This is a genomic window from Bradyrhizobium murdochi (genome assembly GCF_000472965.1).
Taxonomy (GTDB): domain Bacteria; phylum Pseudomonadota; class Alphaproteobacteria; order Rhizobiales; family Xanthobacteraceae; genus Bradyrhizobium; species Bradyrhizobium murdochi.
In genome coordinates, this window is record NZ_AXAU01000009.1 from 119,305 (window position 1) to 132,199 (window position 12,895).

At 63.0% G+C, this 12,895-nt stretch carries 14 protein-coding genes; 6 read left to right on the plus strand and 8 right to left on the minus strand.

The features are described from left to right. Nucleotides 1-109: 109 nt before the first annotated feature. The 4 genes from cckA (at nt 110) to YUO_RS0118625 (ending at nt 5,157) form a co-directional block, all read left to right on the plus strand. The gene (gene cckA, locus YUO_RS0118610) at nt 110-2,674 is read left to right on the plus strand and encodes a cell cycle histidine kinase CckA (RefSeq protein WP_028348654.1); all 2,565 of its coding nucleotides are present in this window, start codon (nt 110-112) and stop codon (nt 2,672-2,674) included. 168 nt (nt 2,675-2,842) lie between these two features. Beyond that, complete coding sequence (locus YUO_RS0118615; RefSeq protein WP_028348655.1) at nt 2,843-3,829, plus strand: Tim44 domain-containing protein; 987 nt, start codon at nt 2,843-2,845, stop codon at nt 3,827-3,829. 204 nt (nt 3,830-4,033) lie between these two features. Then, the gene (locus tag YUO_RS0118620; protein ID WP_035727057.1) at nt 4,034-4,663 is read left to right on the plus strand and encodes a lectin; all 630 of its coding nucleotides are present in this window, start codon (nt 4,034-4,036) and stop codon (nt 4,661-4,663) included. A gap of 221 nt (nt 4,664-4,884) precedes the next feature. Next, nucleotides 4,885-5,157, plus strand: coding sequence for a hypothetical protein (locus YUO_RS0118625; protein WP_028348657.1), 273 nt, complete (start codon nt 4,885-4,887; stop codon nt 5,155-5,157). A gap of 109 nt (nt 5,158-5,266) precedes the next feature. Here the strand turns inward: YUO_RS0118625 and YUO_RS47770 are convergent, their stop codons facing one another. Then, complete coding sequence (locus YUO_RS47770; protein ID WP_235782761.1) at nt 5,267-5,479, minus strand: hypothetical protein; 213 nt, start codon at nt 5,477-5,479, stop codon at nt 5,267-5,269. Here YUO_RS47770 and atzF point away from each other — a divergent pair. After that, on the plus strand, nt 5,444-6,745 hold the full coding sequence (gene atzF / locus YUO_RS0118630; RefSeq protein WP_235782758.1) for an allophanate hydrolase: 1,302 nt from the start codon (nt 5,444-5,446) through the stop codon (nt 6,743-6,745). The two genes, YUO_RS47770 and atzF, sit on opposite strands and share 36 nt — an antisense overlap. Here the strand turns inward: atzF and YUO_RS0118635 are convergent. The 4 genes from YUO_RS0118635 to YUO_RS0118650 all read right to left on the minus strand — a co-directional run bounded on the left by YUO_RS0118635 (nt 6,742) and on the right by YUO_RS0118650 (nt 10,250). Further along, nucleotides 6,742-7,467 (minus strand): Crp/Fnr family transcriptional regulator, encoded by a 726-nt coding sequence (locus YUO_RS0118635; RefSeq protein ID WP_028348659.1) that lies wholly within the window; start codon nt 7,465-7,467, stop codon nt 6,742-6,744. The two genes, atzF and YUO_RS0118635, sit on opposite strands and share 4 nt — an antisense overlap. 88 nt (nt 7,468-7,555) lie before the next feature. Then, nucleotides 7,556-8,419 carry an ABC transporter ATP-binding protein gene (locus YUO_RS0118640; protein ID WP_035727059.1) on the minus strand — a complete coding sequence of 288 codons (864 nt, stop codon included), beginning with the start codon at nt 8,417-8,419 and terminating at the stop codon, nt 7,556-7,558. Continuing rightward, entirely contained in the window at nt 8,419-9,237 is an 819-nt protein-coding gene (locus tag YUO_RS0118645) for an ABC transporter permease (RefSeq protein WP_051379505.1), read from the minus strand. The genes YUO_RS0118640 and YUO_RS0118645 overlap by 1 nt, the downstream gene beginning before the upstream one ends. An 11-nt stretch (nt 9,238-9,248) precedes the next feature. Beyond that, the gene (locus YUO_RS0118650; RefSeq protein WP_028348662.1) at nt 9,249-10,250 is read right to left on the minus strand and encodes an NrtA/SsuA/CpmA family ABC transporter substrate-binding protein; all 1,002 of its coding nucleotides are present in this window, start codon (nt 10,248-10,250) and stop codon (nt 9,249-9,251) included. A gap of 381 nt (nt 10,251-10,631) precedes the next feature. On the opposite strand from YUO_RS0118650, the gene YUO_RS0118655 reads away from it, so the two are divergent. Next, the gene (locus tag YUO_RS0118655) at nt 10,632-11,339 is read left to right on the plus strand and encodes a glutathione S-transferase (protein ID WP_028348663.1); all 708 of its coding nucleotides are present in this window, start codon (nt 10,632-10,634) and stop codon (nt 11,337-11,339) included. A gap of 99 nt (nt 11,340-11,438) precedes the next feature. On the opposite strand, the gene YUO_RS0118660 is transcribed toward YUO_RS0118655, so the two are convergent. From YUO_RS0118660 to YUO_RS41045, 3 genes are all read right to left on the minus strand, one after another. Beyond that, nucleotides 11,439-11,798, minus strand: coding sequence for a GFA family protein (locus YUO_RS0118660; RefSeq protein ID WP_028348664.1), 360 nt, complete (start codon nt 11,796-11,798; stop codon nt 11,439-11,441). Between the two features lie 16 nt (nt 11,799-11,814). Further along, on the minus strand, nt 11,815-12,489 hold the full coding sequence (locus YUO_RS0118665) for a methyltransferase family protein (protein WP_028348665.1): 675 nt from the start codon (nt 12,487-12,489) through the stop codon (nt 11,815-11,817). Nucleotides 12,490-12,580: 91 nt separating this feature from the next. Then, nucleotides 12,581-12,766 carry a hypothetical protein gene (locus YUO_RS41045; RefSeq protein ID WP_156908674.1) on the minus strand — a complete coding sequence of 62 codons (186 nt, stop codon included), beginning with the start codon at nt 12,764-12,766 and terminating at the stop codon, nt 12,581-12,583. Between the last annotated feature and the right edge of the window lie 129 nt (nt 12,767-12,895).

Here is a 12,895-nt window from a genome sequence, read left to right on the forward strand (position 1 = left end):
TGTCAAATAACCGCCTGATGGACTTGCGCTCGCGGGCCCGATTCAGGCACTCAGGAGCGGCGCGCGACCCCGCGCGTCACCTCCTTGCCGACGGGCAGTGCCTCTTCAGATGACCGCCGAAACCGACAGCCGTCCGCCCACCGAGCCCTTCGCGGCCCATGAGCCGGCGCGGCGGGGCGGTAGCATCGTGCTGGTGTTGCTGGTGGCCGCCGGCATCGTCGCGGTGGCGGTGGCCCTGATGACCATCGGCCGCGCCCAGGCTCAGCCTTATATCCTCGGCGTGCTGGCTCTTTTGGCCATGGTCGGCCTGTTCAATCTGTTCGCCTTTGCCGCCGGTATCATTCGCTTCACCGACCGCGGGGCCGACGATCCGGTAATGGGCCGCATCGCCGATCACGCCTATGACGGACTGGCGGTGACCGACCCCAAAGGCCACGTGGTCTATTCCAACGCCGCCTATCAGGCGCTGACCGGAGCTGCCACCGCGCAGGACGTGCGGCCGGTCGAGCGCGTTTTCATCGGCAATCCCGACGTCTCCGAAGCCGTGTTCCGCCTGCTCAAGGCCGCCCGTGAAGGCAAGCGGCAGCAGGAGGAGGTGCGCATCGCCGGCTCTGACGGCGCCCAGGGCCGCTGGCTGCGGATGCGGGTTCGCCCACTCGGCCAGGGCAAGCGCGAAGCAAAATACGCGGTGTGGTCGATCGCCGACATCACGCGGGACCGCGAGCGTCAGGAAGATGTGTTCCGGGAACTGCAGCACGCGATCGAATATCTCGATCATGCGCCATGCGGCTTCTTCTCGGTCGATCCGGCCGGCGACGTCATCTATGTCAACGCCACGCTGGCGAACTGGCTCGATTACGATCTCGCCGAGATTGGATCCGGCGGGCTGAAGCTTACCGATATCGTCTCCGGCGATGGCGCCTCGCTCCTGACCTCGATCGTAGCGGTACCCGGCGAGGTCAAAACCGAAGTGTTCGACATCGACCTGCGCATGCGCGGCGGCAAGACCATGCCGGTGCGGCTCTACCACAAGCTCGCCTTCGGCGCCGATGGCTCGCCGGGTTCGTCGCGCACGCTCGTGATCAGCCGCACGCGCGACGAGCATTCCGACCCCGAACGTGCCGCCGAAGTCCGCTTCATGCGGTTCTTCGACCATACGCCGATGGCGATTGCGACGGTGGACCGCGGCGGCACGGTGGTGCGCGCCAACGCCCGCTTCGCCAAGCTCGCGCAAAGCCTGAGCTCGGACGGCGCGGCCAACAAGTCGATCTTCCGCACGGTAAATGCGCGAGACCGCAGCCTTCTGATCTCGGCGATCAATCAGGCGGCCGAAGGGCAGGGCGACATTGCGCCGGTGGAAGTCATGCTCGACGGCGCCAAGGAGCGCTGGGGACAGTTCTTCGTCACCGCCGTCGAGGAGGACGAGCGCGACACCGAAGCTGCCATCGTCTATCTGCTCGAGACCACCGAGCGGCGCACGCTGGAGAACCAGATCAATCAGTCGCAGAAGATGGACATGGTCGGCCAGCTCGCCGGCGGCATCGCGCACGACTTCAACAACGTGCTGTCAGCCATCATGATGGCGAATGATTTCCTCTTGAACGCGCATAAGCCGACCGATCCGTCGTTCCAGGACATCATGCAGATCAAGCAGAACGCGACCCGCGCGGCGACGCTGGTGCGGCAACTGCTCGCGTTCTCGCGCCGCCAGACGTTGCGGCCGCAAGTGCTCGACCTCGGCGATGCGCTTTCGGACCTCACCATGCTGCTGCGCCGCCTGATCGGCGAGAAGGTCAAGCTCGACCTTGTGCACGGTCGCGATCTCTGGCCGGTCAAGGTCGATGTCTCGCAGTTCGAACAGGTGGTCGTCAATCTCGCGGTCAATGCGCGCGATGCGATGCCCGATGGCGGCAAACTGACGGTAAGGACCGCCAACGTGACGGTGGACGAAGCCGCGCAGCTTTCGCACAAGGGCATGCCGGCCGCCGATTACGTGCGGATCGACATTTCCGATACCGGCACCGGTATCCCGGCCGACATTGTCGACAAGATCTTCGAGCCGTTCTTCTCGACCAAGGAGGTCGGGAAGGGCACCGGGCTCGGCCTCTCCACGGTGTACGGCATCGTCAAGCAGACCGGTGGCTTCGTCTATGTCGACTCCACGCCCGGCGAAGGCACCACGTTCCGCATCTTCCTGCCGCGTCATCGGCCCGAGCTGGAAGCGCAGTCGGAGGCGCCTGCCGCCAATGGCACGGCCAGGGAAGGGGCGGCCGAGCCGCGGAAGCCGCGGCCCGACCTGACCGGGCAGGGCACCATCCTGCTGGTGGAAGACGAGGACGGCTTGCGATCGTTGAATGCGCGCGGCCTGCGTTCGCGCGGCTACAGCGTGATCGAGGCCTCCAACGGCATCGAGGCGATGGAGGCGCTGGACGAAAAGGACGGTGCGGTGGATCTCGTCGTTTCCGACGTCGTGATGCCGGAAATGGACGGCCCGACGCTGCTGCGCGAAATGCGCAAGCGCAATCCGAATTTGAAGATCATCTTCGTCTCAGGTTACGCTGAAGAGGCTTTTGACAAGAGCTTGCCGGAGAACGAACAATTCGCCTTCCTGCCGAAGCCGTTTGCCCTCTCCGCGCTGGTCGAGAAGGTTAAGGAGACGATGACGGCTTCATAAAATCCTGGCCGAGAACCTGCTGCGCATGGTGAATGCGGAGTTTACGGCCAAATCGTCACATCCCCGCGACTGAGGGCCGCAGCCGCCGTTCCCGATATTTGCTTCACTTTTGGCTGGCTCTGCCCATCTTAGGCGCACTTCCCCATGGAGGGGAATGAGGAAAAAGATATGAATTTCACGCAGACTGCGCGCGGAATTGTACGGGCGATGGCCATCGTTCTGTCGGTGGCGGTTCCACTGGCGATCACAATCGAAGCGGCTGACGCCCGCGTTGGCGGCGGCGGCAGCTCCGGTTCGCGGGGATCCAAGACCTATTCGGCGCCCCCGAGCACGACCACCGCGCCGGGCACGGCGCAACCCATGAACCGCAGCTTTACCCAGCCGGGCACCCCCGCAGCGGGCAATCCGGCCGCGGGCGCAGCCAACAAGGGCGGCTTCTTCAATCGGCCCGGCATGGGTATGCTCGGCGGTCTCGCGGCGGGCTTCCTCGGCGCCGGCCTGCTCGGCATGCTGTTCGGCGGCGGATTGTTCTCCGGCCTCGGCGGCCTGTCCTCGATCATCGGCCTGCTGCTGCAGATCGCGCTGATCGTCATCGTGGTGCGTCTGGCGATGTTGTGGTGGCAGCGCCGCCATACGCCGGCCTCCGCCTATGCCAACGGGCCTGCCGCCAGTGGGCCTGCTGAAGGCCCCGGTGCCCAGACCAGCTTCCGCTCCGGACTGGGTGGCTTTGGGCTGGGTTCGAGCCAGCCGGCGCTGGAAATCCAGCCGGCCGACTATGAGGCGTTCGAGCGGCTGCTCGGCGAGATCCAGGCCGCCTGGTCGAACGAGGATGTCGCCAAACTGCATACGCTGGCGACGCCGGAGATGGTGTCCTACTTCTCCAAAGACCTCGAGGAGAACAAGGCCCGCAACGACGTCAACAAGGTGTCCGACGTCAAGCTCTTGCAGGGTGACCTCGCGGAAGCCTGGCGCGAAGGCGAAACCGACTACGCCAGCGTGGCGATGCGATTCTCGCTGGTCGACAAGACCCTTGAGCGCACCACAGGCCGTCTGGTCGCGGGCAGCGAAACCCCGATCGAGGCCACCGAAGTCTGGACCTTCGCCCGCCGCCGTGGCGGCGACTGGGAACTCTCGGCGATCCAGCAAACGAGCTGATCATCTGCACCAACACGAAGAAGGCGCTGCGGTTTGTTCCGCAGCGCCTTTTTTCTTTTGCGGGAATACATGCTCCATTTCGGGCTTCCCCTGCCGGAATAATGATTGCGGCCGCGTGTTGATGAGACACGGCCCACAACAGGGAGGTCTTCAATGAACAGCTTCGCCCGGATCATCTCGCCGGCGTGCTTCGCCCTCACCGCCATGTCGATTCTCGCAAGCGTGCCTGTGCATGCGCAATCCGCCAATACCAGCTTCTTCGTCACGAGCAACGGCATCGGCAATGGCGGCAATCTCGGCGGTCTTGCCGGCGCCGACAATCATTGCCAGACGCTGGCGCAGGCCGCCGGTGCCGGAGGCAAAACCTGGCGCGCCTATCTCTCAACGCAAGGCGCCGACGGAGCGCCCGCAGTGAACGCGCGCGACCGGATCGGCAAGGGGCCGTGGCAGAACGCCAAGGGCACTGTGATTGCCAAGGATGTCGCCGAGCTGCACGGCGCCAACGGCCTCACCAAGCAGACCGCCTTGAGCGAGAAGGGCGAGGTCATCAATGGCCGCGGCGATACGCCGAATCGCCACGACGTGCTGACGGGATCGCAGCCCGACGGCACCGCGTTTACCGCCGGCGAAGATCGCACCTGCGGGAACTGGACGAGTTCGACGCAAGGCGCCGCCATGGTCGGACATTCCGATCGCGTGGGACTGCGCGACGACGACGCTTCGAAATCCTGGAATTCGTCGCATCCCTCGCGCGGGCCCGACGGCGGCTGTTCGCAGGCCGACTTGAAGAGCACCGGCGGCGACGGGCTGTTCTATTGCTTCGCGGCGAATTGACGGGCGGTCGGTCTTGCGCTCGCCCGGCGAGTGACACAAACAGGATCGACCAATCGAAGTCCTTCGCACGATCGTGCGTCCAATGACAGTTCCGCAACATCGGTGCCCTCTCGATGTCGCGGAACTTATTCAGCCTATTTTCTTGCTCGTGCAATCCGGCTGTAGATCGCGGAACTGCTGAGTGTTTGGCGAGTTGCCAATCGGCATTCGGAGGCCTTGCAATGAAACGAGTCCTTGTCGCGTTGGCTTTTACCGTCTTGGCAACGCCGCTGGCGCTGGCCGGCAACACATCGTCGAACTCCAGCTCTAACTCGTCGAATGGCGTGCACACCCGCGTCGATACAATCACTACCGACGACGGCCGCGGACGGACATTTTATCAGCGGCGCAGCGTCCGCATCGACGCTGATCGCGGACGACCGACATACAAGCGCTACGGCGTTCGCGAAGGCTACGGCCCTGTGCGCCGCTGGCACCGTGACGATGATGATTGAGGCCATTCACGCGCGATCATGATATTTGACGAGCGCCAGGTATAGGCTCCGCGGCTTCGTCTGCGGCGCCTTCTACCTATGAAGCGCGATATCTGATTGCCGGTTCAGCTCAGTTCGGCAAGGCACTTAATTGCTTGTTGGCCACGCCGCTCTCCCGCAACTTCATGGCGCCGATGAAGAGGGAGACATTTCGTTGAACCCGTTGAATGCGCGCGCTGAACCGCTCCGCCAAACCGTCGCGAGTTCCTCCGAGCTGCTGGACGCCATCGAGACGGCCTATCAGCGCATTGAGAGCGAGCCTCACCGCAATTGCTGGATCCATGTTCGTCCCCGCGAGCAAGCACTCGAAGAGTGCCGCAGCTTGATGGCGCGCGCCCGAGCCGGCGAAGACCTGCCACTGCTTGGGATACCGTTTGGCGTCAAGGACAACATCGATGTCCAGGGAATGCCGACCACGGCCGCATATCCGGCCTTCAGCCATATGCCGCCGCGTTCTGCGAAGAGCGTCGAGCGGCTGATTGCCGCCGGCGCCATTTGCCTGGGCAAGACCAATCTGGATCAATTCGCTACCGGCCTCTCCGGCGCGCGGTCGCCTTACGGCTCCTGCGCGTCGGTTGCCGACTCGCGCTATGTTTCAGGTGGCTCCAGTTCCGGCTCGGCCGTAGCGGTTGCAGCCGGCCATGTCGTGTTCGCGCTTGGCACCGACACCGGCGGCTCGGGTCGCATTCCCGCGGGCTTCAACGAGGTGGTCGGCATCAAGCCAACGATCGGACTGGTGTCGTCGCGAGGGCTGGTCCCGAACTGCCCGACGATCGACTGCGTTTCGATCTTCTGCAACACCGTGCAGGACGGCGAAGCGATCCTGGCTGTCATCGGGGGGTTTGACGCCGAAGACCCCTACAGCCGTGCCGCGACGGTTTCGGCTGCCGCCGGCCCCGGCAAGGCGTTTCGCTTCGGCCGCATCGCGCCGGCCGATGTCGAATGCTTCGGAATGAGCGAATGCGCTGAACTCTATGAACACGCCTGTCAGCGTTTTTCCCGGCTTGGCGGCGAGGCGGTCGAGATCGACTTTGCGCCTTTCAGGCAAGCCGGCGAGATGATGTTCACCGGCCCATGGGTCGCCGAGCGCCGCTCGGTCATCGCCGCGCTGACGGATATCGACAATGGCGGCTTGCTCGACGTGACAAGAGCGGTATTGCAATCGGCATCAAGCTATTCCGCGATGGACGCCTTTTCCGCCATTCATCGGCTCTATCGGCTGCGCCGCGCCGCGCAGAACATCTTCGCCGATCTCGATGCGCTCGTGGTTCCGACAGCGCCGCGCCCGTTCACGCTTGCCGACATGCACGGCGATCCGGTCACGCTCAACAATCGGCTCGGTTACTACTCGTATTTCGCCAACCTGCTCGATCTCTGCGCAGTGGCCATTCCGAATGCGAGGTTGCCGAACGGCATGCCGATGGGCGTCACCTTGCTGGCGCCCGCCTGGCGCGACAGGGCCTTGATCGGCCTCGCGCAGCGGCTCGAGCCCGACGGAGGCGGCGCTGCGTTCGAACTCAAGTCTCGCGCGCGAGATCGCGAAAGCTAGTCCATATCCTGAACGAGCGCGGCGAGATTCAAAATCGAAATCATCTCCCGATCGTACCGGATGATGCCGTCCTCCTGAAGCCGGGCAAGCTGCACAGTTACCCATTGCCGCGTCGACCCGATCAGATTTGCAAAGTCGCCATGGGTGAATGGGGTGCCAATGACAATCTGGCTACCTCGCTTGACGCCGTAGATGTGCGACAGAAAGATCAGCAAACGGTGCAGCCGCTCGGTCACGGAGCGGGTGCCCAGCATCTGCGCCATGGCGGAATAGCATCGTGCCTTGAAAGCGAGAGCATCGAGCAGGGCAACGGCGATGGAAGGGGATTCCAGCGCAAGCCTTCGCAATGCAACGCCGGGCAGGAACGTCAACTCGCTCCGCTCAACCGCGACCGACGTCCACATATGCGGCCCCGTCCCAAACAGATCGGGACCGCCGACGAAATTGCCGGCAAACCAGTAGGCGAGCGTAACTTCTCGTCCCGACGGTGCAGCGTAGTAGCTGCGGATGCGCCCCGAACCGATCAGGTAGATGCCAATCTGTTCGTCGCCCTGACTCCAGACCAGTTGACCGGCCTCCAGCACCTTTTCCCGGCCAATCGCACGCAGCCGGTTGTAGTCAGCCTTGCTGAGACCGTCCAGCAGGCCGGGAAGGGGCCTGACAAGACTATCCGACTCCACCAACATCACGCCGGCCGCCATTGCGGTATTTGCCCTGTGCATCGCCCGTTCCGCCTCCGCGAGACGGATCAGGTCATTCAAAGATCATGCCAAGCCGGCGCGGCTAGGCGTCCTGCGAGGATGAGCGGATTCACGCCTCGTCCGATTGGCGGAATGCGCGCAATCCCTCAGCACGGATGACATCGAGACAGTCCTTCTTGAGCGCGAGGTAGGCCGGCTCAAGGAGGATCGCGTTCGATCGGGGCCGCGGAAGCTCGACGTTGAGCTGGCGCAGGATGCGCCCCGGCCCGGCGCTCATGATCAGGACGCGGTCGGCCAGCACGATCGCCTCGTCAATATCGTGGGTGACGAAGACGATTGTCGCCTTGATCCTGTTGCGCAGCTCCAGCAGGTTGTCCTGCATCACCGCCCTGGTCTGGGCGTCGAGGGCGCCGAAGGGCTCGTCCATCAGCAGCACCCGGGGCTGGTTTGCAAGCGCTCGCGCGATGGCGACACGCTGCTGCATGCCGCCGGAAAGCGTGTTCGGAAACGCGTCGGCAAAACGCTTGAGCCCAACTATGGCGATCAGGTCGTCTGCGATCGCATTGGCCTGTTGCGCGGACTTTCCAAGCATTCGCGGACCATGGGCGATGTTTCGCCGCACAGACTTCCACGGAAACAGATGCGGCTGCTGAAACACCATGCCGACATCGGGGCGCGGACGATGCACCGGCAGACCTTCCACCAGGATCTCGCCCTCAAACGGCTCCTCGAGTCCGGCGATCGTATTCAGCACGGTCGATTTGCCGCACCCGGACGGCCCGACGATGCAGACGAATTCACCGTGCGGCACATCGAACGAAACCCGGTCCACCGCGATCAACTGGCCGTGATGGGTATCAAAGACAATGCTGAGATTTGAAACCTGAATAGCCGGCTGGCACCGCTCGGTCGCCGTCGCCGTCTGCGGAATAGCAAGCGAGAGCTTGGCATTGGATCGATGGCCCGGCTGCATCAACGCCACCATACGGTGCGTTCGGCGAAAGCGGCAAACATCCGGTCGGCCGCGAACGATATCAGTCCAAGCGCTGCGAGACCGCCCATCACCTGGCCGGTCTGCAGATTCTGCTGCGCGATCTCGATCCTGTAGACGATCCCGGCGAAAGTGCCGGCAAGTTCGGCCGCCACCAGCGTATAGAAGGAGATGCTGACCGCGGTGCGCAATCCGACCACGATATAGGGCAGTGCTCCCAACATAATGATCTCCTGCAGCATCTGGCGCCGCGGCGTGCCCAGCATCAATGCGGCCCGAATCAGCCCGCGATCCACTTTCTGCACGCCGATATGGGTGGAGAGCCATACGGTGAAGAACACGCCCCACACAACGAGAAACAGCTTTCCCGTCTCCGACAGGCCGAACCAGAGGATCACGATCGGCACGAATGCGATCGGCGGGATCGGGCGCAAGATGTGGAACAACGGCGAGAGCAGGCTCGATACGACAGGAAATTGACCGGTCATGATCCCCAGGAAGATTCCGAGCGCCGCCCCCACCGTGAAGCCAGTCGTTACCCGATAAAGGCTGGCCGTGAGGTCCAGGAAGAACTGACCGCTGCGCATCCACTCGAAAATGGCAACCGCGACCACGGACGGCGGCGGAAACAGCACGATGTTGACGATGCCGGACCGCGCGACCAACTCCCAAAGCAGGACGAATGCAGGAACGGAGAGCGCGCCGATCAGAATATTGAGCCGCTGCAAGCGGCCGGCGTCCCTGCGCGCGCGAACACGCCCGTCGCCTTGGTCGGCCGTCAAAGCTTCGTCAAGCGCCATGGATACAGATCCTATTTCGACGAAATCGTCACGCGCGCGGGGTCGAGGCTCTTCAACGGCTCGGAGATGATCACCTTGCTGAAGTCCGGCATCGTGGCGCCCGGTGGATGATTGCCGCTGGCGAGGCGCCAGGCGGCGTGGGTTTTCAGAATTTCAACCAGCCGGTCGTCGATTCGGACGCGGTACACGTAATCGGGCCAGATCGCCTGGAGGTCGTCGCGCTTCATGCCCACCGCATCCGCCACCGCCGTAATCGCCTCGTCCGGATGCGCCTTGACCCAGGTCTCGGCCTCGATCAGCGCCGCGATGAACTTTTTGACCAGGGCCGGATTGGCGTCGAGATAGGCGCGCATGACCACAATGTTGAAAGTCTCGGAGTAGGTACCTTTTGTGTCGAGTTCGGCGGCAGCTTCTCCGAGCGCCTTCTTGGCGTTGGCGATATGCGGCTCCCAAGTGTCGAACGCATCGATGCTGCCGGCCGCCAGCGCCGGCAGCATTTCCTGCGGCCGCAAGTTCACCAGCGTAACGTCGCTGGCTGTCAGCCCCGCAGATTTCAGGAGCGTTGCGGTATAAACCTCGCTGCCGGTGCCGGCGGTGAACGCGATCTTCTTGCCGCGAAGATCGGCCTTGCTCTTGATGCCGGCCTTCGCCGCAACGATCGTCTTGAGATCGGAGTATTCCATGCCGGCGACAAAGGCGATCGGCTGGTTAGCCATGGCGGAGGCTGTGACCGGCGCCTCTGCCGTGGTCGCAATGTCTGCGCCGCCGCCAATCACGGTGTCCAGGCACTGCTTGCCGGAGGTGAAATTGGAAACCATAATATCCAGCCCGTGCTTCTCGAAAATTCCCCTGGATTTGGCGACAATCGCAAGCGCAGAGATCGGTGCTAGGTTTTGCGCAAGGCGCGCCTTGAGCAACTCTGCGGCAAAAGCGCTGTTCGAGCCGACAGCCAGGCACGAAATTGCGGCGTAGCCGGCAAGCGCGGTGATACGGCTGATTGCGTTCTGGTGCATGAAAGTCCCCCTGCGCCGCCTTTGGGCGGCAAAAGCTCTAATCGTGAAACCGCCCTGATCGGTTTCCCCGCAAATCCCCGCGTCCGCCCTGGCTAGATGTTTTTCTGAAAGCTTGTTGCGTCTTCCATCATGCTCGCCCGCGGCCACGCTTGGGGGAAGCAATTAATCGACATGGTACGGGAGGCGATCGCGCCTCGGCGCGACCTGATCGAAAATACAAACGGTGGCGCCCCCGGCATCGGATCGGAACCGTTGGTGGGCAGCGTCCGACATGCCGGTCGGGGCCTGCCCGATCCGCATTTCACGGAGCGCCTTTGCGTGACGAACAAAGCGAGGGATGATTTGTTAGACCTGTCAAACCGGCATCAGGAGGCGCTTTCGATGCATTACGAGCTTTATTACTGGCCGACCATTCAGGGCCGCGGCGAGTATGTGCGTCTCGCGCTGGAAGAGGCGGGCGCCCGCTATACCGACGTGGCGCGCCACGGCAACGGCATGGCGGCGATGACGCGCATGATGGAAGTCGGGAAGGGAACGCCGCCCTTCGCGCCGCCGTTTCTGAAAGCCGGGAAGCTCGTGATCGGGCAGACGGCCAACATCCTGCTCTATCTCGGATCACGGCATGGACTGGCGCCGAAGACGGAAGCCGGCAGATTATGGGTGCACCAACTACAGCTCACGATCGCGGATCTGGTGCTGGAAGTTCACGACACCCACCATCCGCTCGGTCCCTCGCTGTACTACGAGGAGCAGAAGGCCCCGGCGAAGAAACGCACCGATGAATTTTGGAACGCGCGCGTGCCGAAATATCTCGGCTATTTCGAAGATCTGCTGCAGGCCAATGGTGGGACATATGTCACCGGCCGCCGCCTGACCTATGTAGACCTGTCGCTGTTTCAGATCGTCGAAGGCCTGCGCTATGCATTTCCGAAACGGATGAAGGCCTTCGAGAGCGAAATTCCTGGTCTTGTCGAGCTGCGCGACCGCGTCGCGGTCCGGCCTAACATCAAGGCCTATCTGGCGAGCGATCGAAGGATTGCGTTCAATGAGGACGGCATTTTCCGGAGATACAAGGTGCTGGATAATTGATGCTGCCATTCCGGGATGGTGCGCTAGCACCATACCTCAGGTGCGCAATTGCGTACCGAAGTTCGATGCAACGCATCGCCCGGGATGACCGCGCCGCCGTCACATATTCCTTCCATCCACCGGCGTCATCTTCAACTTCGACAGCTCGATGCCGTCGAAGCAGCTCACATTGACCGCCACCACGTCGGTGCCGTCGGGCTTCTTGCCGCGTGCGAAGACGTCGACGCCGCAATCGACGCAGAGCTGGTGGTGGATCGCGTGCTTGTTGAAGAGATACTCTTTCAGATTTTCCTCGCCGGCGCGGAGATGAAAACTCTTCGGGTCGAGGAAGGTGAAATGCAGCCCCTTCTTGGTGCAGATCGAGCAGTTGCAGGCGGTCACCATCGCCAGATCGGTGGTGCATTCGAAGCGTACCTGCCCGCAATGGCAGCCGCCGGTATAGGTCTTGCTGTCGGGCATCTTTCCGTCATCCTTCTCACCAAATTCCAGGCACCAGACGATAGCGCACGCGGGCAGCGTAGTCAGCATAGCCTGGAAGCCCTTCGACCAATGCGCGCTCCTCGATGCGGGCGCGAATGGCGAACAGCACGGCGAATACCGGCACGAACGCCACACCCCACCACGATCCGAGGAGCAGCGGTATCCCGATGAAGTACAGCATGACGGCGCTGTACATGGGATGGCGGATGAAGGCGTAGGGTCCGCTCGAGATCACGCGTTGGTGGCGCGCGGCCTGCACCTTCACGACCGGAGCGGCGAACGAATTTTCGCGGAACACCCACATGACGAACGCGATCGAGAGTAAGAACATCGCGAGGCCGAGCGCCTGCAGCAGCAGCGGAACATCGGAGGCATCGGCCCGCCGGTCGAGGCCGATCGCGACGAGCCACATCAGCAGCGCCGCGACAAACACCAGCATGAATATCTTGTCGGCGGTGGGCTGGTCGGTCTGAAATTTCGGCCGCATGCGCTCGGCGAGCAGCGCCGGATCGGTCTTCGCAAGCCACAATCCGCAGGCGGGGCCGAGGATCGCACTGACGATCAACATCACCCACGCCCCCGGCCAGTCCAGCGAACCGGCCGCGGCGAACAATAGCGCGCCCATGCCGACGACGACGATGGTGTTCTGCAACAGAAGTTTTGCGATCATGCGCGGGCTCCATTGGCCCCACGCGCAACAGGATAGCGCATTTTTTCGGCAAACTTGCGGCGCTGGGTTGCCGCGGGCAGGCCGCCTGCCGTCAAGCCAGTTGGTCGATCCGCGTTCCCTGACCCGGCGGTAGGGGAGCGACCAGCGTCGGCTGCGGCGTGCGGGTGCCGTCGGCGGCAGCGCCGTTCTGCACGTCGGGGGTCTTGTCGGGAGCCTTGAACACGGGGACTTCGGGCGCTTTGACCACCACCGTTGCAGGGACAGCAGAGACATTCATCGGAAGCATCCTTTTGGCTGCCTCCTACACTGGCCGGGTTGAAGCGAACGGTTGGTGAATCCGGCCCGGCAATCCCGCGCCAACGCCGTCAATTCCGTTCAATGGTGAACAGACGGCTCGTGAAATCGT